Annotated in this window: 16 protein-coding genes and 1 tRNA gene; 6 read left to right on the top strand and 11 right to left on the bottom strand. The window is 67.3% G+C overall.

Annotated features, from left to right (window positions below):
* Positions 1 to 2: 2 nt before the first annotated feature.
* The 3 genes from ABGV18_RS04035 to phoU form a co-directional block, all read right to left on the bottom strand.
* The gene (locus ABGV18_RS04035; protein ID WP_396584922.1) at positions 3 to 998 is read right to left on the bottom strand and encodes an MBL fold metallo-hydrolase; all 996 of its coding nucleotides are present in this window, start codon (positions 996 to 998) and stop codon (positions 3 to 5) included.
* A gap of 258 nt (positions 999 to 1,256) precedes the next feature.
* Positions 1,257 to 2,240, bottom strand: coding sequence for an aldo/keto reductase (locus tag ABGV18_RS04040; RefSeq protein ID WP_396584923.1), 984 nt, complete (start codon positions 2,238 to 2,240; stop codon positions 1,257 to 1,259).
* A gap of 229 nt (positions 2,241 to 2,469) precedes the next feature.
* Positions 2,470 to 3,192 carry a phosphate signaling complex protein PhoU gene (phoU, locus tag ABGV18_RS04045; protein ID WP_396584924.1) on the bottom strand — a complete coding sequence of 241 codons (723 nt, stop codon included), beginning with the start codon at positions 3,190 to 3,192 and terminating at the stop codon, positions 2,470 to 2,472.
* A gap of 170 nt (positions 3,193 to 3,362) precedes the next feature.
* Here phoU and ppk1 point away from each other — a divergent pair, with 170 nt between their 5' ends.
* The 4 genes from ppk1 (at position 3,363) to ABGV18_RS04065 (ending at position 8,804) form a co-directional block, all read left to right on the top strand.
* Positions 3,363 to 5,438: a polyphosphate kinase 1 gene (gene ppk1, locus ABGV18_RS04050; RefSeq protein WP_396580838.1), complete on the top strand. Its 2,076-nt coding sequence runs from the start codon at positions 3,363 to 3,365 to the stop codon at positions 5,436 to 5,438.
* Positions 5,439 to 5,564: 126 nt separating this feature from the next.
* Positions 5,565 to 5,828: a PP0621 family protein gene (locus ABGV18_RS04055; protein ID WP_396580837.1), complete on the top strand. Its 264-nt coding sequence runs from the start codon at positions 5,565 to 5,567 to the stop codon at positions 5,826 to 5,828.
* Entirely contained in the window at positions 5,825 to 7,450 is a 1,626-nt protein-coding gene (locus ABGV18_RS04060; RefSeq protein ID WP_396584925.1) for an ATP-binding protein, read from the top strand. Before ABGV18_RS04055 ends, ABGV18_RS04060 begins: the two co-directional genes overlap by 4 nt.
* 4 nt (positions 7,451 to 7,454) lie before the next feature.
* Positions 7,455 to 8,804, top strand: a complete 1,350-nt coding sequence (locus ABGV18_RS04065) for a sigma 54-interacting transcriptional regulator (RefSeq protein ID WP_396584926.1) — start codon at positions 7,455 to 7,457, stop codon at positions 8,802 to 8,804.
* A 65-nt stretch (positions 8,805 to 8,869) separates the two neighbouring features.
* Here ABGV18_RS04065 and sixA read toward each other — a convergent pair whose 3' ends face one another.
* Positions 8,870 to 9,376 carry a phosphohistidine phosphatase SixA gene (gene sixA, locus ABGV18_RS04070; RefSeq protein WP_396584927.1) on the bottom strand — a complete coding sequence of 169 codons (507 nt, stop codon included), beginning with the start codon at positions 9,374 to 9,376 and terminating at the stop codon, positions 8,870 to 8,872.
* 510 nt (positions 9,377 to 9,886) lie between these two features.
* On the opposite strand from sixA, the gene ABGV18_RS04075 reads away from it, so the two are divergent.
* On the top strand, positions 9,887 to 10,426 hold the full coding sequence (locus ABGV18_RS04075; protein WP_396584928.1) for an FHA domain-containing protein: 540 nt from the start codon (positions 9,887 to 9,889) through the stop codon (positions 10,424 to 10,426).
* Between the two features lie 7 nt (positions 10,427 to 10,433).
* Complete coding sequence (locus ABGV18_RS04080; RefSeq protein WP_396584929.1) at positions 10,434 to 12,119, top strand: protein kinase domain-containing protein; 1,686 nt, start codon at positions 10,434 to 10,436, stop codon at positions 12,117 to 12,119.
* Between the two features lie 15 nt (positions 12,120 to 12,134).
* Here ABGV18_RS04080 and ABGV18_RS04085 read toward each other — a convergent pair whose 3' ends face one another.
* The 7 genes from ABGV18_RS04085 to ABGV18_RS04115 form a co-directional block, all read right to left on the bottom strand.
* Entirely contained in the window at positions 12,135 to 13,166 is a 1,032-nt protein-coding gene (locus tag ABGV18_RS04085) for a LysM peptidoglycan-binding domain-containing protein (protein WP_396584930.1), read from the bottom strand.
* Positions 13,167 to 13,197: 31 nt separating this feature from the next.
* Positions 13,198 to 14,004 carry a protein phosphatase 2C domain-containing protein gene (locus ABGV18_RS04090; protein ID WP_396584931.1) on the bottom strand — a complete coding sequence of 269 codons (807 nt, stop codon included), beginning with the start codon at positions 14,002 to 14,004 and terminating at the stop codon, positions 13,198 to 13,200.
* A gap of 128 nt (positions 14,005 to 14,132) precedes the next feature.
* Positions 14,133 to 16,076, bottom strand: coding sequence for a ribosomal protection-like ABC-F family protein (gene abc-f, locus ABGV18_RS04095; RefSeq protein WP_396584932.1), 1,944 nt, complete (start codon positions 16,074 to 16,076; stop codon positions 14,133 to 14,135).
* Positions 16,077 to 16,556: 480 nt separating this feature from the next.
* Positions 16,557 to 16,633 (bottom strand) — tRNA-Pro (locus ABGV18_RS04100).
* A gap of 22 nt (positions 16,634 to 16,655) precedes the next feature.
* The gene (locus tag ABGV18_RS04105; RefSeq protein WP_396584967.1) at positions 16,656 to 17,633 is read right to left on the bottom strand and encodes a polyprenyl synthetase family protein; all 978 of its coding nucleotides are present in this window, start codon (positions 17,631 to 17,633) and stop codon (positions 16,656 to 16,658) included.
* Between the two features lie 89 nt (positions 17,634 to 17,722).
* The gene (locus ABGV18_RS04110; protein WP_396584933.1) at positions 17,723 to 19,108 is read right to left on the bottom strand and encodes a hypothetical protein; all 1,386 of its coding nucleotides are present in this window, start codon (positions 19,106 to 19,108) and stop codon (positions 17,723 to 17,725) included.
* Positions 19,105 to 20,943, bottom strand: coding sequence for a tetratricopeptide repeat protein (locus ABGV18_RS04115; RefSeq protein ID WP_396584934.1), 1,839 nt, complete (start codon positions 20,941 to 20,943; stop codon positions 19,105 to 19,107). The genes ABGV18_RS04110 and ABGV18_RS04115 overlap by 4 nt, the downstream gene beginning before the upstream one ends.
* Positions 20,944 to 20,950: the final 7 nt, after the last annotated feature.

A 20,950-nucleotide genomic window follows, 5' to 3' on the forward strand; every position in this document is an offset into this window, starting at 1 on the left:
GATCAGAACTCGAATTCCATCTTCTGGAAGACACGCCCGGCATTCTGGCCAGCGAGCTCATCGAAGGTGTGCCAGTGCGAGAACTGGCTCTGGTCGAGCTCGTAGGCATCCTGCAGGCTGCCGCCCTCATCAATGATCTTGCCGATCTCGGTGCGCAGGAACACCAGGTAGTCCTTGGTGTAGTGCTCGACCGTTTCCAGGTCGGTCGGCGTGCCGTGGCCCGGGATGATCGTCTTGCCCTCGGCCACCTCGGCGAACTTCGGCCAGGTCTCCAGCCAGGCGGCCGTGTCGGTGTACTCGAAGATCGGCAGCATGCGGATATTGAAGGCCATGTCGCCGGCGATCACGACGTCACGCTCGGGGATGACCACCGAGACGTCACCCGGGGAATGCGCCTCGCCGAAGTAGATGACCTCGGCCGTCAGACCGCCCAGATCGAGCTCGATGCGGTCCTCGAAGGTACGGCTGACCGCCACGTACTCGGTGCCCTCGGCCTTTTCCTTCGCGATGTCCTTGAGCTGGGCGACGTAAGCCGCGGCGTGACCGTCGTAATACTCGGCCGCATCGACGTGGGCGATCACTTCCGCCCCCTGATCGATCCAGTAACCGGTGGCCAGCGACGAATGCAGCTGGCCGTTCTCGTTGACCACGTACTTGACCGGCACGTCGGTGCGCTTCTTGATTTCCTCGTGCAGGGCCTCGGCCAGCTGGTACGAGGCGCCGGCATTCATCACCAGCACCGCGTCCTCGCCGATCACGAACGAGAGGTTGTTGTTGTGCAGCGAGTTCTCGTAGGTATAGGGCTGGGTCGCGCCGATGGCCGACCAGACGTCATCGGCGACCTTTTGCGGCATGTCGTAGAGCATCGAATCCGGCGCCTTGTCGGGCGGATTGTCGTCTTCGGCCATCGCCGGGCCGGCGATCAGCCCGGTGGTCGCCATCGCCAGCAGCGCGCTACCGGCCAGGTTGCGCGTATCTCTCATCCATTCGGTCAACATACGGTTCCACTCCTTGCCTTGGGCAATACCCAAAAGCATTTTGGGTTTATCTATTAGCCAACTAACCATCTCGCCGTTCACGCAAGAAAACAACCCCGCGGCCCATTGCGGTTTTTTGATTCGAAACAACATGCGCCAACCAGCATTCAATCAGCCCGTTGATTGGCTCGACCTGGGGTTTTCATGAATTCGCACGAAGATCGCGCAGGATATTGGCCACACAAACGAGGCGTGTGCCCTTGATGAGACCTTTCCGGTCTAGTTCCAGTTTAGTCCACCACGCGTCTTCCAGTACGACTCGGGAGGCTCGGCGAGTGCGGCCAGCGCCTCCCGGTCCGCCGGCGCGAGGGTGACATCCAGCGCCTGGAGGTTGGATGCCAGCTGTGCCTCGTTGCCGGCGCCGGAGAGCACCATGTCGACGAAAGGATGGTCCAGCAGCCAGCCAATCGCGATTGCGTCACGGCCAACCCCGTGTCGCCCAGCCACGGCATCCAGCGCCTCCATCGCGCCCGCGTCCTCAGGCCGGTCGTTGCGCGCGGTCAAACGACCGTTGGCGACCGCCTCCTTGATGATCACGACCATGCCGGCCTGGGAGGCCCGCTCGAGCTGGTCCAACACCGACGGTTCGAGCAGGTTGGCGGTCGCCTGCACGGCATCGAACAGCGAGCGGCCGTCGATCTCGATCTCCATTGCCCGGGCCAGGGTCTCTGCCTGCGCCGGGCCGCTGGCGGTCAGGCCGATGGACACGCCCTGGTCGCGCAGTTCGCCCAAACGTTCGAGCACCGACACGTTCTCCAGCACACCGGAGTCGAGGGTGGCCGAGTGGATCTGGTAGAGCGCGGGCGGAAAGCCGAGCGCGTCGAGGGTCTCGTCCCACTGGCGGTCGAGCACCTCGCGGCTGTGCTCCTTGACCTCGTGGACGGAGGCAGTCACCTGCCAGCCGGCGGTATAGGTATAGCCCCACTTCGAACCCACCGTGGGTCGCTGCTCTTCCGCCCGCTCGGCGAGCCAGTCGCCAAGAAATGCCTCGGCCCGGCCGTAGGAACGGGCGGCATCGACATAGCGAACCCCGCGCTGCCAGGCAGCATCGAGCATGGCGTGACAGTGCCCGCGCATCGCCTCGACATCGCGCCCGTCGGGCATGTCCTCGCCGTGGCCCAGGTTGATGTAGCCGGGTCGCCCCAGGGCCGCCAGCCCGAGGCCAATGCGTGGCGTGGGCAGATTGATTCGCTTGTTCGACATGAGAGCCCGAGTTTCCTTTCGATCCGATGGCTGCTAGCGCCCGCCGATGTTGCGGGCGGGCAGGTAAACGATTTGCCCCGAGGCTAGCATGGTGCCGAACACCCACGAGGCAAGAACAACAAGCGCTCGTCCTGAAATGGGTCAGGTCGCAGGTGGAAACCAAAACGGGCCGGCATAGCGCCGGCCCGTTGACTGGGAATCACGCTCGCCCGTCCATTGGGCGAGGCGATCAGATCTGGGTGCGTTCCTTGTCGTCGCCCCGACCCTGACGGCAGACCCCCACGCCACGCTGCTGGAAGATGACGTACTCGGCCATGTTGGCGCAGTGGTCACCGATCCGCTCGATGGCGCGCATGCAGTAGAGCATCCGCAGGCTGAGATCGCTGTTCTGCGGATTGTTCGACATGTACTCGAGCAGCACCTCGTGGACGGCGTTGTACTCGTGGTTGACGTGCGTGTCGCGGCGAATGATTTCCTCGGCGGCCACGCAGTCCTGGCGGACGAAGGCGTCGAGCGCATCGTGGAGCATGCCCTTGACGATCCGCCCCATCACGCGAAAGTGGGTGGAGAACGCCGTCTGCTGCAGCGTCGGCCCGACTTCCTCGGCAATGCGCGCGAGCTTCTCCGACTTGTCGCCGATGCGCTCGAGATCGGTGATCGCCTTGACGATCGCCATGATCGCGCGCAGATCGCTGGCGGTAGGCGCATAGCGGGCGATGATGTGGATCGCCAACTCGTCGATGGAGGTCTCGAGGCGGTCGACCTCGTAGTCCTGCTCCATCGCCACACGGCCACGCTCGGCGTCGCCGTCGAGCAGGTAGGCGAGCGCATCATCGAAATGCTGTTCGGCCACCCCGCCCATGTTCATCAACAGCGAGCGCAGCGCCCCGAGATCGTCGTCATAACGGGTCAGGGTGTGCGGCGTCAGGTTGGGCGTATCTTTGTCGCTCATTTACTCAATATCTCCTTAAGGCGGCTTGTCTCGACCCGGTTGCTAGGGTTTACTCGTGGCATGGTGGCTTAACGAGCCTGTCATGCCTGTCGGGCAGACTGGACGACCCGCAGCATGCGGGGTTGGCCGCCCAAATACGCGTACTCTAACCGACTTTACGTTGCGAAATAATGACAAACACCGACGAGCTCCCCCTGCCGTTCATCAATCGCGAACTGAGCCTGCTCGGTTTCAACCGCCGCGTGCTCGAGATGGCACAGGACCGCAACGTCCCGCTGCTCGAACGGCTCAAGTTCCTCTGCATTTCCTCCGCCAACCTCGACGAATTCTTCGAGGTCCGCGTCGGCACGCTTACCCAGCAGATTCGCGCCGGCATCAGCCGGCAGGACGACGCCGGGCTTTCCCCGCAGACCCAGCTGGACCTGGTGCTGGAACAGGCGCATGCCCTGGTCCACGACCAGTACGAGACGCTCAACCGAGAGGTCATCCCGGCGCTGGCCAAGGAGAACATCCATTTCCTGCGCCGCACCCACTGGACCGAGGCGCAGGCGCTGTGGGTCAAGCAATACTTCCGCCGCGAGTTGCTGCCGCTGCTGACCCCGCTGGGACTCGATCCGTCGCATCCCTTCCCACGGATTCTCAACAAGTCGCTCAACTTCATCGTCTCGCTGGAGGGCAACGATGACTTCGGTCGCGAGGCGTGGCTGGCGATCGTGCAGGCGCCGCGCGCCCTGCCGCGCATCATCCAGATGGCCGAGGAAGCCGCCGAGGGGCCGGCCGCCTTCGTCTTCCTCAGTTCGATCATCCACGCCCATGTTCATGAACTGTTCCCCGGGATGACCGTCACCGGCTGCTACCAGTTCCGCGTGACGCGCAACAGCGATCTCTCGGTGGACGTCGACGACGATGACGATCTGCTGCAGACCTTGCAGGGCGGCCTGTTCGAGCGAAACTACGGCGATGCCCTGCGACTCGAGGTGGCCGACAACTGCCCGGCGGACATGATCGATTTTCTCTGCGAGCGCTTCGCCCTCGACGACCGCCAGGTGTTCCAGGTCCACGGCCCGGTCAACCTGCACCGATTGATGGCCCTGCCCAACCTGATCGACCGCCCCGAGCTCAAGGACCCGCCGTTCACGCCGCGCCTGGAGGCGGATTTCGATCCGGATCGCAATATCTTCGAGACCATCGAACAGCAGGGCAGCGTGCTGCTGCACCACCCGTATCAGTCATTCATGCCGGTGGTGGAATTCATTCGCCAGGCGGCCACCGACCCGCGGGTGGTGGCGATCAAGATGACGCTGTATCGCACCGGCAAGGACTCCGCGATCGTCGACGCCCTCGAGGCGGCCGCGCGCGCCGGCAAGGAGGTCACCGCGGTGGTCGAGCTGCGGGCACGCTTCGACGAGGAAGCGAACATCAACATCACGACGAGGCTGCAGAAGGCCGGCGCCTACGTCGCCTACGGCATCGTCGGCTACAAGACCCACGCCAAGATGGCGCTGGTGGTCCGCCGCGACGGCAATCGCCTCAAGCGATTCGTCCACCTGGGCACCGGCAACTACCACCCCGGCACCGCGCGGCTTTACACCGACTTCGGCCTGATGACCGACGACCGCTTCGTCGGCGAGGACGTCAACAAGCTGTTCATGCAGCTGACCGGCCTGGGCCGCGGCATCCGCCTCAAGCGCCTGCTGCAGTCGCCGTTCACCCTGCACGACGGCATGCTCGAGCGCATTCGACGCGAAACGGCACATGCCCGCAATGGCCGGCCGGCACGCATCCGCGCCAAGATGAACGCCCTGATCGAGAAACGCGTGATCGAGGCGCTCTACGAGGCCTCGCAGGCCGGGGTGACCATCGAGCTGGTGGTCCGCGGGGTCTGCTGCCTGAAGCCGGGCATCCCAGGCGTCTCCGAGAACATCCATGTCCGCTCGGTAATGGGGCGGTTCCTGGAACACCCGCGCGTGTTCTATTTCCAAAACGACGGCGAGGAGGAACTGTTCCTCTCGAGTGCCGACTGGATGCCGCGCAACTTCTTCGCCCGGGTGGAGACCGCCTTCCCGGTCGACACACCGGACATCCGCGCCCGGGTGATCGACGAGGCGTTCGACCGCTATCTGGCCGACAACACCGGGGCCTGGGAACTCACCGCGACGGGCGAGTACCGCCGCATCACCCCGGCCAAGGGCGAGAAACCGTTCAATGCCCAGCAATCGCTGATCACCGACCTGGGTAAGGCCTGAGCGAGCCGATGTGGCTGACGGCTGAGCATGCGCCAGCCGACCGCTCACCCCTTACGCCCGCTGGACGGCCGATTGGCATGCGATACTGTCGGCCGTCGTCATCCCGATCACGGTAACCGTCCGCCCATGCTCAAGCTGCTGTTCTGGCTCATCATCGCCCTCGTCATCGGGCTGTTCTTCGCCATCCGCCAGGCCAATCGTCTGCGCGCGGAACAACAGGACGACTCGCCCCAGACCCGATCGCTGGAATCCGTGCGCTGCGCCCAGTGCGGGGTGTTCGTGCCCGAGGACAAGGCGGTGCGCCGCGACGGGCAGGATTTCTGCAGCTGGGAACACGCCGACGCTTGGGCCCAGGCCTCGGCCGACGAACGGCACCGGGAGCAGGAATGATCCAACCGGCCGGCACGGAGAACTGGCGCGGGCTGCGCCTCGCCAACGCCTACCGCCTGCTGCTGGCCCTCGCCCTGACCGCCGCGGCGCTGACCGATCGCGGCCCGGCGGTCTTCGGCCAGGCCGATGCCTCGCTGTTCATGCTCACCGCCTGGACCTACCTGTTCCTGGCCATGGCCTTCGAATGGCTGCTGGAACTGCGCATCCTGCCGTTCCGCCCGCAGGCGCACCTGCACACCGCGGGCGACCTCGCCTGCCTGATGCTGATCGCCCACGCCTCGGGCGGGCCGGAAGGGCCGATCGCGCTGGCGCTGGTGATCGCCATCGGCATCGGGGCGGTATTGCATGGCGGACGGGTGGCGATCGGCTATGCCGCGATCGGTGTGCTGCTGGTGCTGGGCGAGGCGATCTACGCCTCGTGGACGCAGACCGACGCCAATCACCTGGCCAACTCCGGCTTTCTCGGCGCCGCCCTGTTGCTGATCACCGTGCTGGTAATCGCCTTCGAGCGGCGCGCGGCCATCTGGGAACACCAGAGCCACGCCCGCGAGCGCGAGGTGCGCTACCTTTCCGAACTGGCCTTGCGGGTCATCGAGCAGACCGACAACGGCATCATCGTCTCCGAGCCCGATGGCCGGATCGAATACATCAACGCCGCGGCCCGCCAGATGCTCGGCGAGGACCAAGCGATCACCGAAACGGACGATCACCGCCTTCCTGACCTGCACCCCGGCATGTGCGACGCGCTACGGGCCTGGTACGCGGGCCATGCCGACCAGCAACGCGACTTCGATCAGCCGCGCCGCCTGCGCGCGCAGTTCCACCGCATCGAGACCGCGCTGGGTCCACGCGCCCTGATCGTGCTGCTGGACCTGTCGGCCGAGGACGAGCGGGTGCGGCGCGACAAGCTCGCCGCGCTGGGCCGACTGATCGCCTCGATCGCCCACGAGGTGCGCAACCCGCTCTCCTCGATCCGCCAGGCCGCCGAGCTGCTACCGGAATCCGACACCCCCGAAGAACGCGAGCAACTGACCGAGATCATCACGCGCCACAGCGACCGCATCAATCGACTGGTCGAGGACGTGCTCGGCGCGGCCCGCGCCCCCGCGGTGCATGCCCAGAAGGTGGACCTGGTCGATTGGCTGGCGCGATTTGCCGACCGGCGCCGCGAGGCCTGGCAGGCCGCCGGCGAAACGTTCACGATCCGACTGGATGCCGATGTGGAGCAGGCTCCGGCCCGGGTCGACACCACCCACCTCTGGCAGGTGATGGACAATCTCTGTGACAATGCCGAACGCCATGGACGCCCCGCGGATGGGCACCTGGCGATCCGGCTGCGGGTAACCGCGGCGGCCGGGCAACGCTGGCAGCTCCAGCTTTGCGACAACGGCCCGCGCATCCCGGCATCCGAGCGCGATGCCCTGTTCGAGCCGTTCTACACCACGCATTCACAGGGAACCGGCCTGGGCCTGTTCGTCTCTCGCGAACTGGCGTTGGCCAACCGCGGTGAACTGATGCTGGTCGAGCCCACCGTCACCGACGAAGCGGGCAACTGCTTCCGGCTGTGCCTGCCCATGGCGGATGGGACGGCCGCGCCGGCAACGACACAAGCAAGGGAATGAAAAGATGGCGTACTGCCTGATCGTGGACGACGAGCCGGATATCCGCACGCTGGTCGCCCTGTTCATGAAACGCGAAGGCGTGCCCACACTCGAGGCCGCCGACCTGGCCGAGGCCCGCGAGCAGCTCGACCGTCACGGCGAGGAGATCGACCTGTGTCTCGCCGACATGCGCCTGCCCGACGGCAACGGCCTGGACCTGGTCGACGAGATCCGCGCCCAGCGCCCCGATCTGCCGGTGGCGGTGATCACCGCGCACGGCCAGGTGGAGGCCGCCGTGCGGGCACTGAAGGCGGGCGCCTTCGACTTCATCAACAAGCCGATCGAGCAGGACACCCTGCGACGCCTACTGCGCGATGCACGCAACCTGCAACCCAGCCGACCGATGGCAAACGCCCCCGCCGAGACGGATGCCAGCGACTCGCCCCTGATCGGCCAGTCGCGCGCCATGCGCCAGTTGCGCGAGATGATCGGCCGCCTGGCGCGCTCGCAGGCGCCCATCTTCATCCAGGGCGAGTCCGGCACCGGCAAGGAATTGGTCGCCCGCGAAATCCACGCCCACAACAGCCGCGCGGGCGGACCGTTCGTGCCGGTCAACTGCGGGGCGATCCCCGGCGAGCTGATCGAATCCGAGCTGTTCGGCCACCACAAGGGCTCGTTCACCGGCGCGATCCGCGACAAGCCGGGCCTGTTCCGGGCCGCCGAGGGCGGCACGCTGTTTCTCGACGAGATCGCCGAGTTGCCGCTGCCCCTGCAGGTCAGCCTGCTGCGGGTGCTACAGGAACGCCGCGTGCGCCCGGTGGGCGCCACCGAGGAGGTGCCGGTGGACGTGCGGATCGTCTCGGCCTCGCACCAGGACCTCAACCAGGCAGTCACCGACGGCCGGTTCCGTCAGGACCTGTTCTTCCGTCTGAACGTGATCGGCCTGCGCGTGCCGCCGCTGCGCGAACGCCTCGACGACCTGCCCGCGCTCGCCTCGGCGATCGTCGCCCGGCTGGCCGCACGCGACCATCGACCGGTGCCCAGCATCGATCCCGCCGTGCTGCAGACCCTGGCCACTCAGCCCTTCCCGGGCAACGTCCGCGAACTGGAGAACCTGCTGGAACGCGCCATGGCCCTGACCGATGGCGAGCGGATCACCGACCAGGCCGTCGCACCGCACCCGATGATGACCGGCGAGGAGGAACCCGGCTCGGCACTGGGCGCCGGCCCCGGCTTCATCCCGGAGACCGACGAGCAGCACGACGTGCTGACTGCCCTGCAGCAGACCCGCTGGAATCGCAGCGAGGCCGCCCGTCGACTGGGCATGACCCTTCGCCAGTTGCGCTACCGGTTACAGAAGTGGGGCGTCGAATAAAAGACGACAGGGATCAGATCAGGATCACCTTCTGACCTCTCATCGCATACATCGGATTGCCGGGTTCAATCCGCCAATGCCCGCAACACGGCCGGCGGCAGCGACCAGACGAGCTTGCCATTACCGTAGCCGACGGCGTTATCGAAGCGGATCAGGATCATGCCGCCCTTTTTCATGGGCATGTTGCCGGACGGACGCCCGCCGAGCAGGCACTCGGCCAACTGCCCGAGGCCCGGTTCGTGCCCGACCACGGCCATGCCATCGACACGGGGCTGTTTGCGCAGCCATTCCACCGCCGCACCGATGGGGGCGTCGGGGGCGAACACCCCCTCCTGCTCGACCCGGCGCTGCTCGATACCGGGCGCGACGATTTCGGCCGTCTGCACGGCGCGCGCCGACGGACTGGTCACCAGTCGCTCAATGGGCAACGCCATGGTGGTCAGGCCGCGAGCCGCCATCTGCATGCGCTCGATGCCCCGCTTGGTCAGGGGACGCTCGGTGTCGGGCCGTCCCTCGCGGGCAAAGTCCTCGCGGTCCTGCGCGGCGGCGTGTCGGATGATCAACAGGTCCATGATGGGTCTCGCGGGCCGTGAAGCGGCGTGGCTCGTCGGGAACCCCTACGTGAATCGCCCCAGCCGATTCACGTAGGGGTTCCCTAGGTTCAGGCGGCATCCTGAACCCACCAAGCTACCGGATTGTGACAATGTGACCAGGAAAAGCTTTGCACGAATGCATTGCCACTCTGGCCTCGAAGGGCGCGCCTTGAGCCGGATATCTGCGGCGTCGCGAGGCGCGCAGGGCGGCATCGCATTCGCGCAGGCCTTCCCGATGAGGAAGATGGACCACGACGTGCTCGGTTGGTTCACAGGCCGAGCGCATCTGGTAACGACGGCGCCCTGGGCTATGATGTCGATCTCGGGAAGGGTTGCACGAATGCGATGCCGCTCTGGCCCGGCGAGTCGTTCGTGATCAAGACGACGCAACGCCACTCGCCGGGACCGCTTCGCGCGCCTTGAGCACGCGAAGCGGTATCGGATTCGAGCCAACCTTCCCTAACCACCGTCACATCGCGAGGAGACGACATGGAAGGCCGTGATTCGCAGGATGCCCACCCCGACAACGCCACTAACCGTCCGCATCGCTCGGCCGGACCGCAAGGCACGATGCTCTTTCAAGCCGACGAAATGCGGCGACAGGCCGAGGCCGCCGAGCCGCAGGGCAACGAGCGCGCCTCGGTCGCCGAGCCGATCCTCGAGGGCACGAGCAGTGGCATCGAGGGCCGACGGTTCACCCTGCGGGCGGGCCGACAGACCATTGGCCGGCGCCAGGACAACAATATCGTCCTCGACGAACCCAGCGTCTCATCCTCGCACGCCTGGATCCTCAATCAGCAGGGCCAGCACGTGATCATGAACATGCTGTCGACCAACGGCACCTTCGTGAACGACAAGCGCGTCCACGAGGCGACGCTCAAGCATGGCGACCGCGTCCGTCTGGGGCAGGCGGAATTCGTCTTTCTCACCCGCGAGGCCGGCGAGGGACGTGTGGGGCCGCGCCACTGGCTGGTGGGCGCGCTGCTGCTCGCGGCCATGGCGCTGGCCTTCACCCTGATCTGGAACTGAGCCGGCCGTGACGGCCCCCGAGACGCCGACGACCATCGGCCGCTATCGCATCGAGGGCGTCCTCGGCGAGGGGGCGATGTCGATCATCTATGCCGGCTTCGACCCCAGCATCAATCGCCACCTGGCGATCAAGTGCCTGCGCGACGAGGTGGCCCGCGACGCCGCCTACCGGCGCCGCTTTCTCACCGAGGCACGCGCGGCCGGCACCCTGACGCACCCCAACATCGTCACCATCTATGACGTCGGCGAGGCCGACGGACGGCCCTATATCGCGATGGAGCGCCTGCGTGGCGACACACTCGCCGAGCGGGTCACCCGCGAGGGCTTTCCGTCGGTCGCCGTGATCATGGACCTGGTCGGCCAGATCGCCGCGGCACTCGACTTCGCCCACCGGCACGGCGTCGTCCATCACGACATCAAGCCGGAAAACATCATCCTGGTCGAGGGTTGGACCCACGCCAAGGTCAACGACTTCGGCGTGGCGCGGGTCGCCGACAGCGAAGAGGTGCACGACGGCACCGTTGCCGGCACCCCCGCCTACATGGCACCGGAACAGTTGCGCGGCGCAGCGACCGACGGCCGCAGCGACCTGTTCTCGCTGGGCGTGATGCTGTTCTGGCTTTTGACCGGGGAGAAGCCATGGCGCGAGTCGGCGATCGACCGGCTGATGGCCGAGCGTCACGACACCCCTCAGCCACCACTGGTCCCGCACGACCCGGCCACGCCCCAGGTGCTGCTGGAGATCACCCGCAGCCTGCTGCAATCCGATCCCGACCAACGCTACCAGCACGGCCACGAGGTGATCGACGACCTGCGCCACGCGCGACGGGAGCTCGAACGGCTGCGGGCGGATCCGATCGCCATGCGCATCCTGCCGATGCGGGTGCGCTGGGCCGCGATCCTGGGGACGATCCTCACCGTCACCCTGCTGACCGGGCTGGCCTCGGTCTACGTCAAGCAGGACCAGGCACTCACCGGCCTGGCCCTGGATTTCGGCGCGTCGCTGGGTCGCACCATCGCGCATGAAACCGCCGAGGACCTGCTGCTCAACGACGAGGTCGCCGTGCGGGCCCTGGTCAAGGACATGCGCCGCAATGACCAGATCCGCTATCTGGCCGTCGCCAACCGCGAACGCCAGGTGATCGCCAGCGCCCGCGACGAGGAAATAGGCACGGCACTGTCGGTCCTGCCCGAAACCCAACGACGTGACCTCGACGACGGCATCGTCAGCCATCACGGCGCGCTGCCCGAGACGGACACGAACGAACCCCTGCTGCTGTTCGACGTGCCCATCCGCTACCAGTCGCACCCGATCGGCACCCTGCGCCTCGGGGTCGAGAGCGAACCGTTGGCCGCGGCAAACCGGACCACGTTGATGGCGATGCTCACCGCGCTGCTGGCGACGCTCGTGGTGGTACTGAGCGCGGCCTGGTGGCTGTTCCGCCGCCTGCTCGCCCCGCTCGACGTGCTGCGCGATGCATTGATGCGCATCGCGCGGGGCGAGACCGGCCACCGCATCCGGCTGGTGCGTCGTGACGAGTTCGGCCGCCTGTTCACGGCCTTCAACCTAATGAGCGAATCGCTCTCCGGGCGTGAGGCCAGCCCGCCGGCCGTCCGGCCGAGCCAACCGACCGACAGCGAGCCGACGCGCGTGATCGAACCGGTCGACCCACCGGAAGGGCCGACGCGATAGATCAACGGTGACGCGTCAGAGCGCGTCGACGCGACGCTGCAGTTCGCGGGCACGCGCCCGGTAGCTGCGGGCGGGCTCGAAACTCGGATCGATCGCCAGCACGCGATCCCACAGGGCAATCGCCTCGTCGAGCTCCTGATTGCGATAGCGCAGGATCGCCCGCTGGTGATATTCACCCACCAGCCGTTCGCGTAACGCCGGCGCCCGGCTGGCCGCGGGCTCGATGCCCTCGTCCTCGGCCAGAGCGGCCTCGAAACGTTCCAGGGCCGCCTCGGGCCGATCATCGTCCAGCAATGTCATGGCCTCGCTCTGCAACCGCCCGGCTCGGCTGGGCGCCGCCTTCGGGGCGGACGCTTCATTACGCGACTCGTCGCCCCCGCTGGTCTTGGGCCGGTACGACGGCAACGGCGCATCCGGCAAGGCCAGTGCCGCTGCCGTCTGCCACGAAGGAATCGGCGCCCGGTCGACCTGCCGGCGCGCCGGCTGCCCGTCCTTCGCCGTGTCTTTCGGCTCGGCATCGTTCGATCTCGGCTCTCCGGGCAGGCGCAAGGTCTCCCCGACGCGCAGGTCGGACGGGTTCTCCGAGTCGTTGTAGCGGGCGAGGATCAGGAACAGCCCGGCATCGCCCAGATGGCGGGAGGCCAGGGCGCTGAAGGAATCGCCGGGACGCACCACGTACTCGTGCGACTGCCGGCCGAGCACCTCCTCGGGGTTGGCGGTCAGCTGGCGCATCACCGCCCGGGCCACCATGTCGTCGGGATGCCGTTCCAGGTAACGGGCGAGATCGCGGCGACCGCGCGCGAACCCCCCTCGCTGCAGCCCATCGAGGATGCCGTCCAATGAGCGCCGGTCGGCGGGTGGGGCCACATCCGCTTCGTTCACCGGATCGGCTCCGGCCTTCTCGCCCTCAGCGTCGGCCTGGCCCTGGAGGCGCGCATCGAGCTCACCCAACTGGGCGCAACCAGACAGGACCACCGCGGTCAGAAGCAGGGTTGCGACTTGCCAGATGCGAGCCGAGGTGCGCGAGCGTCTACCGAAAGTCATCATGGATCGGCTGCCGTGATTCGAGGAAATGGGTTCAGGTAATCGACAGGCGTTCTGCCAGCCGACCCAACCAGGACGTGGGCCGCTGTGAGCGAGCGAGGATCAGCCCGAGATTGTCGCCCGACTCGCCGCCGCGCTCGGCCCCGAGGGCAAGGCCGCCGTGCAGGGCGGCAAACAGGTCGGGCTCGCGCAGCAGGCCGGCGAGTTCCGAGCGACTCAGGCTCTCCCAGATGCCGTCACTGCACAGCGCGAAGCCATCCCCGGGCCGCAGGACGGCGTAGCCATGCTCGACCTCGGGCGGCTCGCTGCCGCCCAGGCCCCGCAGCAGCACGTGCTGGTCGGGGTCACGGGCCAGGTCGGCCTCGCGGATCTCGCCGCGATCGAGCTTGAGGCGGGCCAGGCTATGGTCGCGGGTGACGCTCAGGCAGCGCCGGCCGCGGAAATGGTAGAGCCGACTGTCGCCGACGTGGGCCCAGTAGGCCTGCCCGTCACGCAGCAGCAGCGCGACGATGGTGGAATGCGGTTCGGCCGCCACCCAGGCGTTGCGCCGACGGATCTCCGTGTGCGCGGCCTGGCAGAGGGTTTCCAGGAACAGGGCGCCGGGCTGCTCGCGCCAGGCCCGCTCATCCCACAATTCCCGGGCGGCGTGGATCACCCCGCCCGAGGCGAGCTCGCCGGCGCCGTCACCGCCCATGCCGTCGGCCAGCACCATCAGCGAGGTCGACTCGCGGGCGTCGTCCAGGCAAATCAGGTCGTCCTGCTGCGAGGGGCGGCCACCCCGGGCGCGCCCACAGGCCATGCCCGGGGCCTCGCGAATGTCGAACTCACCGTCCCTGTCCATGTCTGCGAGCGCTCCTGGTTCGCCTGCTCCGTTGCCCAATCCGTGGCCCACTCGGCATCCCGCCGCCGGTCACGATCGAGATCGTCTCAATTCATCGTCGGGCAGTATAGCCCTGCCGGCTACCCGATTCAGCCGTCTTCCTGGGCCTCGAGCCACGCGGTTTCGGCCGCCTCGAGCCGGACGCCGATCTCGCCACGCTCGCCCTGCAGACGCACGACCCCATCCTCGCGCTGCCCCTCGTACAAGGCCGGGTCGGCCAAGGCGGTGTCGATCTCGGCCAACTGCTCACCCAGACGCTGGACCTCTGCCTCGAGGCGATCAAGGCGCTTTTGCCGCTCCTTGGCCTGGGCACGGGACGCCTTGTCGCGCGGCTTGCCCCAATCGGAGGACGCGTTGGCCGGCGCGGCCGGGGCCTTCTTGCCGGCTTTCTTGTCGGATTTCTGGGCAGCCTTCTGGCCGGGCTTGTCGGCCGCCTGCTCGCGATTGTGGGCACGTCGGCGCTCGGTGACCGCCTCGCGGTAGTCGTCCAGGTCGCCGTCGAACGGCAGCGCGGCGCCGCCACGCACCCACCAGAAGCGGTCGCAGACCAGCTCGATCAGGCTCTTGTCGTGCGAGACCACCAGGATCGCCCCCTCGAAGGTCTGCAACGCCTCGGCCAATGCCTCGCGCATGGCGAGATCCAGGTGGTTGGTCGGCTCGTCAAGGATCAGCAGGTTGGGTGCCTTCCAGACCAGCAGCGCCAGCGCCAGGCGGGCCTTCTCGCCGCCGGAAAACGGTTCGATCGGCTCGAAGATGCGATCGCCGACGAAACCGAAACGGCCGAGGAAGTCGCGCAGCTTCTGGGTGGAGGCCGTCTTGCCGGCCACCCGCTCGAGGGCGATCAGCGGCGTGTCGCGCGGGTCGAGCTGATCGAGCTGGTGCTGGGTGTAGTAGCCCACCTGCACGCCCGGGGCGACGAAGCGATCACCCGACAGCCAGGTCTCGCCGCCGTCGGCAATAACGCGGATCAGGGTGGTCTTGCCCGCACCGTTGGCGCCGAGCACGCCGATGCGATCACCGGCCCGGATCTGCAGCGAGACGTCCTCGATCAGTGGCGTGCCGTCGTAACCGATCGAGACGCCCTCGAGGGTAACCATCGGGTCCGGGGCGCGCTTCGGGCTAGGAAAGTAGAAGGAAAAATCGTCGCGGTCGGCGTGGCTCGCGGCAATCACCGGCAGGCGCTCGAGGGCCTTGACCCGGCTCTGCGCGGCACGCGCCTTGGTGGCCTGGGCACGGAACCGGTCGATGAAGCCCTGCAGGCGCTCGCGTTCCTTGGCCATTTTCGCCGCCAGGGCCTGGTTCTGCATCAGCCGCTCGGCACGCATCTCCTCGAAGGAGCTGTAATGACCGGTGTAGAGATTGAGCGACTGGTTCTCGATGTGGGCGATATGGGTGCAGACGTGGTCGAGAAAATCGCGATCGTGCGAGACCACGATCAGCGTGCCCGGGTAGCTCACCAGCCAATCGGCCAGCCAGAACACCGCGTCGAGGTCGAGGTGGTTGGTCGGCTCGTCGAGCAACAGGATGTCGGAGGGCGCGATCAGCGCCCGCGCCAGGTTCAACCGCATGCGCCAGCCACCCGAGAAGCTCGAGACCGGGTTGTCGATCGACGCGGGGGCAAAACCCAGGCCGTCGAGCAGACGTGCCGCCCGCGCCCGCGCACTGAATCCGCCGATCGTCTCAAACTCGGGGTAGATCTCCGCCATCCGCATGCCGTCGTTCTCGGCCTCGGCCTCCAGCAGGGCGGCATTCAGGCGCGCGTAGTCACGGTCGCCATCGAGGACGTAATCGACCGCCGAGGCATCCAGCGCCGGGGTTTCCTGCTCCACCGTCGCCATGCGCTGACCACCGGCCCATTCGATATCACCCGCATCCGGCGCGATCTCGCCCTCGAACATCGCCAGCAAGCTGGACTTGCCGGTGCCGTTCTTGCCCACCAGGCCCAGGCGCTGGCCCGGTAGCAAGGTGAGATCGGCATCCTCGAGCAGCAACTGCGTGCCGCGACGAAGGGAGACGGACTTCAACTGGATCATGTGGTCTCCAATCGGAATCGACGCCGTAAAGGTTGGCGGCGCCGCAAATGAGCGTGGCAAGGGGCGCCGAGAGACTGAAACCCTTCAAGCGCCCCGGCATTGCAACGGAGGGCAGGTTCCCTTGTGCCTTACCTCGCGAGCGTCCGGTGGCCGGGGCGGAGCGACAAGGACGTCGAACCGGCCCCGATCAGCCACCGGACGCTTGCGAGGCCGGGGGTCTCGGCATCGAGACACCCGGGCCCGAAGGGCCAAGGCGCAGGGTGCCCTTCTTTTCGCCTCCGCAGCCATAACTTGGCTTGGGCAAGCAAGAAAAGACGCTCGCCCGCCCTTCGGCAGGGCAGGGAAGAACAACCCCGCGCCAACAGGCGGGCGAACCAACTCCCGCCGCCCGACTCCAGCCACCCTGAGCCCCAGGGAACAAATAGAACCCCAAAACCAAAAAGGCCGGGACCCCGTAAACGAGGTCCCGGCCGGGGAATTTGGTCGGAGTGGCAGGATTCGAACCTACGACCCCTACGTCCCGAACGTAGTGCTCTACCAAGCTGAGCTACACTCCGTAAAACCGTCGACGCCTCGGCGTCAGTGGTCACGCTGAACGCTGATGTCCGCCAGGGCGGCCATCGCTCGGGAATGGACACTGTCGGGCAGAACCCCCAGTGCCTGCTTGGCCGCATCGGCCTCACGTTCAGCGAGCGCCGAAGTATACGAGAGTGCGTCGGTCCGTTCAACTACTTCGAGCACCTCGTCGATCCGGTCGGCCGACTGCGACTCGATCGCCTCGCGCACCAGCTCGGCACTGGCCGCATCCGCCCGCGCCATGGCGATGATCAGGGGCAGGGTCGGCTTGCCCTCGGCGAGATCGTCACCGACGTGTTTGCCGGTCTGCGCCTCGTCGCCGCGATAGTCGAGCACATCGTCGATCAGCTGGAAGGCCACGCCCAGTCGATAGCCATAGTCGCCCAGCGCGCGCTCGGTGGCCTCGTCGCGATCATCGAGCACGGCGGCGAGACGACAGGCGGCCTCGAACAGGGTGGCCGTCTTGCGCCCAATCACGTCCATATAGAGCGCCTCGGAGACCGTCGCGTCGCCGATGTTCATCAGCTGCATCACCTCGCCCTCCGCGATGCGGTTGGTGGCGTCGGCAAGGATACTCATCACGCGCGGTCGCTCGACCTCGACCATCATCTGGAAGGCGCGCGAGTAGAGGAAATCCCCGGTGAGCACCGAGGCGGCGTTGCCGAACCGCGCATTGGCGGTATCGTGGCCACGGCGCAGGGTGGATTCGTCGACCACGTCGTCGTGCAGCAGGGTCGCGGTGTGAATAAACTCCACCACGGCGGCCATCTGCGCCGACCCCGGCAGTTCCGCCCCCTCGCCGCGCAGCGACCGACTGGCGAGCATGTGCAGCAACGGTCGGAAGCGCTTGCCGCCGGAATGGACGATGTAGCTGCCCAGCTGGTTGATCAGGGCGACATCCGAGCCGAGCCGATGCATGATCACGCGGTCGACGGCCCGCATATCATCGGCCATCAATGCGCGGATCTCGTTCAACTGCATGCTCATCGTCTCGCTCGTTCGCTCGATAGGGGGATGCCCGGCGGGCCGCCGCCAACCTTACACCAAGGCCTGGTAGGCGACTAGGTGCCCTAGCGGAACCACCCAGGGGGAAGCGACCGGGCCAAGGTCTCGCGCGATGCCCGGAATGCCTCCTCGTAGGCCTCGTCGGCCTCGTCGCCGGCAAAGCACAGGCGCTCAAGGGTCGAACGCGCCTCCAGCCAGTCCGCCGGCGCCCCGCACGCCAGCAACGCCGAGCGCACCGGGCTTACCATCGGCTGCGGCAAGGCGATGAGCACGCGATTCAACCGCTCACGCAAGGCCTGCGGATCCGCGGCCGACCGCAATGCCTGCTGGGCACGACGCCAGTCGCGACGGACACGCCACCAATGCCACCCCGCTCGAGCGAGCCAGGCCAGCAGCAGGAGGCCGACCAGACCGGCGAGCAGCCAGGGCAAGGCAGCACGGATGGCGGCAAGCCGCCGCTCGGCCGGTTCGGCCTGCCAACGGACCGGTTGCGCCTCACTGCGGGCGTAATCGATCGCCCATCCCGGCTTGGCGGCCGTCGGGTCGATGTAAGGCAGCTTGAGCGCGGGCAGGCGAGCTTCGCGGGTGCCATCACTCCCGCCCGTGACCGCCGGCAGAAGTGAGAATCGCACCTCCCAGGCATCGACCAATGGCCCCATCGCCTCCGCCCGCGCCTGGTCCGGGGCATGTCGAATCGACGGCTCGTCGATGCGCAGGCCCACCGGGGCGATCAGCTGCGCTTGCAACAGTTGCTCGAGCGCCTTCTCCGATAGCCCCTCGCCGACCACCAGGAAACGCCACTCGCCCGGCTCACCCGCGACCAGTTCACCGCTCTGCATATCCCGTAGTGCCAGGTCCGGGGTGACCGGCAGGTATTCGGGCAGATGGGCGGGCAGCGGCTCGACCGCCAGCCGCCGCGCGACCGGTACCCAGGCAAATTGGCTCTGCGCGCGACCGACCACGTCGAAATCGATGCGCTGGAACTCGAGCGTCACCCCGCCGCCGCGCAACGCCTGCACGGCCCAGCGATAGGTCCGCCGCACCACGCGACGCCCGTCGATCTCGACGGTGTCCTGCGTCGCTCCCAGCACCTGGGTGTCGATGCCCTGACCCTCCGGGCGGTGCACCTCCACGCCGCGCAATTGTCGTGAGGGGTCGAGAATCGTTTGCGTGACCAGGAAGGTCTGGCGCTGCACCGGATCGATCGCGGCCACCTCGGTCTCGACGATCACCCCGCGCGGCGGGCGCCCGGCACCGTCCTGGCTGAGCCGCTCCGAAACAGCCGGCAGCGGATCGATCGGCCCCAACTCGACCCGTTCGGCAAAGCCGCTCTCCTCTCGATCGCGATCGGGTAGCGGGATATCCGCGATGGCCGGCAGCGACCCACCCAGGGCGAGCAAGACCACCAGCAACGGTGCCGAGCATCGGCGTGCGACTCGCGTGACGCTCATTGCCCTGCCTCCGTCTCGTCGCCGGTCAGGCCCTGACGAACCACCGACTTGTAGGGCTGCTGGCGGAGCAGGCCGTCGATCGGCGGGACGGGACGATCCTCGATGCGCTCGAGCTTCTTGCGCGCGCCGCCAAGCAACCCCTCGTCGAGTGCAAACGCCTCGCCGTCACCGGGTGCCTGATCGGCCACTGCCCCGCCCTGGCCACTGCCTTCGGCTTCCAGCATTGCCTCGGCCATTTCCGCCCCGTCGTCCTCGGCGAGCTCGCGGCGCAGGGTCGATTCGTAACCCTGGAATTCCGGCGTCGGCTCGAGGGATTCCTCCTGCGCCCCGCCGCGCAACGCCTCGACCAGGTCCCGGTTGCTACGGGCATCGTCGTGTTCCGGATCGATCGTCAGCGCGGCCTCGAAGGCATCCACCGCGCCGCCATAACGACGGGCGAGCGTCAGGGCGTTGCCCAGATTGAACAGCGCCAGAAGCCGCTGCTGATCGGTTTCGGCCAACCAGGACGCCGCCTGCAGGCGTTCGACCGCGTGCGGGTAATCGGCGCGACGAAATGCCGCCAGCCCGCTGCCCAAACGGGCGTTGAATCCCGCCACGCGATCGAACGCGCTCTGCGCCCGGGCGAACTCGCCGGCCTCGAAGGCCTGCCAGGCCTGCTCGAGATGCGCTTTCTGCTCCGACTCGTCGACCAGCGGTGATGCCCCCGCGACCGTAAACACCACCGGGGTGACCACGGCGAACAGCACCACCAGACCGAACCGCCAGCCGCGCCCCTGCCCGGTTGTCGCGCCCCACTCGAGCACTAGGTGGATGATCAGCGCGACCATCGCCACCCACAGGGCCAGCACGGCCAGCGAGCGGGAGCCCTCGGTGGTCTCGGTCGAGCGGGCAGGTGCGGGCAGGGCGTCAATACGCTCGCGCAGGAAGGCGACGTCGTCTTGCAACACCCCGGTCCGCCGCGCCTCGCCGCCGGCAAGCTCGGCCAATTCGGCGACGCGCTCGAAAGCCGGTTCGGAGACGATCACCTCGTTGTCGTCATTGCGACGCGGCTGCCCCCCCTTGAACAACGGCGTGCGCTCGCGCGCCATGCTCACCGCGAAGATCGGAATATCCCGCTCGGCGAGCCGCTCGGCGGCCGCCAGGACACGGCTGCCCGCTTCTCCGGCGAATTGGCGGCCATCGGCCGAGGTCAGCCAGATCACCGCCCCGCCTTCCAGCGCCCGCATCTCGGCGGCCAGGGAAAAGGCCTGATCCGGGCGGGCGACCAGACGATCCCCCATCAGACCGGGCAGGTGTCCGGCGTAAAACTCAAGCAGGTTGGCATCCGGTCCCGGCGGCAGCATCACCCCGGCGGTGTCCACCGAGCGCAACAGGCCCATGGGCCGCCCCGACTGCGACTCGGCCAGCAACTCGATCAGCATCACTGCCCGGTCGATGCGGTTGGGGTCGACATCCCGGCCGGTCATCGCGGCGGTGCCATCGACCACGAACAGCAACGGGGCCCGGACCTCCTCCTGCGATTCGCGATCCTGCGCCACGCGCGGGTCGGCCAGCGCCAGGACGGCAAACAGCCAGAACAGCACCCATAACAGACGGGCAACCAAGCCGGCCCAGCGATGCCGATGCCCGCTGATGGACGTGCCGGCAAATGCCCAGTCATGCAGTTCCGGGTCAGCGTAGGCGTCCAGTCGCGCGCGTCGCTGTCGACGCCACAAGGCAAGCGCGAGCGGCAAGACAAGCAACCATAGCGCCTCCGGCCGGGCCAACACGGGCCAGGTCTCGGCACCGAGGAGCAGGTCCCAGAGGTCGATCAGGCTATGGAGGGGGTCGTCCATTCGCACC

Source organism: Guyparkeria halopsychrophila (assembly GCF_044582135.1).
Classification (GTDB): Bacteria; Pseudomonadota; Gammaproteobacteria; order Halothiobacillales; family Halothiobacillaceae; genus Guyparkeria.

What these genes read in the sequence shown, in the direction of transcription:
- ABGV18_RS04035 (WP_396584922.1), bottom strand. Translation starts at nt 998, where the DNA reads ATGTTGACCGAATGGATGAGAGATACGCGCAACCTGGCCGGTAGCGCG.
- ABGV18_RS04040 (WP_396584923.1), bottom strand. Translation starts at nt 2,240, where the DNA reads ATGTCGAACAAGCGAATCAATCTGCCCACGCCACGCATTGGCCTCGGG.
- phoU (WP_396584924.1), bottom strand. Translation starts at nt 3,192, where the DNA reads ATGAGCGACAAAGATACGCCCAACCTGACGCCGCACACCCTGACCCGT.
- ppk1 (WP_396580838.1), top strand. Translation starts at nt 3,363, where the DNA reads ATGACAAACACCGACGAGCTCCCCCTGCCGTTCATCAATCGCGAACTG.
- ABGV18_RS04055 (WP_396580837.1), top strand. Translation starts at nt 5,565, where the DNA reads ATGCTCAAGCTGCTGTTCTGGCTCATCATCGCCCTCGTCATCGGGCTG.
- ABGV18_RS04060 (WP_396584925.1), top strand. Translation starts at nt 5,825, where the DNA reads ATGATCCAACCGGCCGGCACGGAGAACTGGCGCGGGCTGCGCCTCGCC.
- ABGV18_RS04065 (WP_396584926.1), top strand. Translation starts at nt 7,455, where the DNA reads ATGGCGTACTGCCTGATCGTGGACGACGAGCCGGATATCCGCACGCTG.
- sixA (WP_396584927.1), bottom strand. Translation starts at nt 9,376, where the DNA reads ATGGACCTGTTGATCATCCGACACGCCGCCGCGCAGGACCGCGAGGAC.
- ABGV18_RS04075 (WP_396584928.1), top strand. Translation starts at nt 9,887, where the DNA reads ATGGAAGGCCGTGATTCGCAGGATGCCCACCCCGACAACGCCACTAAC.
- ABGV18_RS04085 (WP_396584930.1), bottom strand. Translation starts at nt 13,166, where the DNA reads ATGATGACTTTCGGTAGACGCTCGCGCACCTCGGCTCGCATCTGGCAA.
- ABGV18_RS04090 (WP_396584931.1), bottom strand. Translation starts at nt 14,004, where the DNA reads ATGGACAGGGACGGTGAGTTCGACATTCGCGAGGCCCCGGGCATGGCC.
- abc-f (WP_396584932.1), bottom strand. Translation starts at nt 16,076, where the DNA reads ATGATCCAGTTGAAGTCCGTCTCCCTTCGTCGCGGCACGCAGTTGCTG.
- ABGV18_RS04105 (WP_396584967.1), bottom strand. Translation starts at nt 17,633, where the DNA reads ATGCAGTTGAACGAGATCCGCGCATTGATGGCCGATGATATGCGGGCC.
- ABGV18_RS04110 (WP_396584933.1), bottom strand. Translation starts at nt 19,108, where the DNA reads ATGAGCGTCACGCGAGTCGCACGCCGATGCTCGGCACCGTTGCTGGTG.
- ABGV18_RS04115 (WP_396584934.1), bottom strand. Translation starts at nt 20,943, where the DNA reads ATGGACGACCCCCTCCATAGCCTGATCGACCTCTGGGACCTGCTCCTC.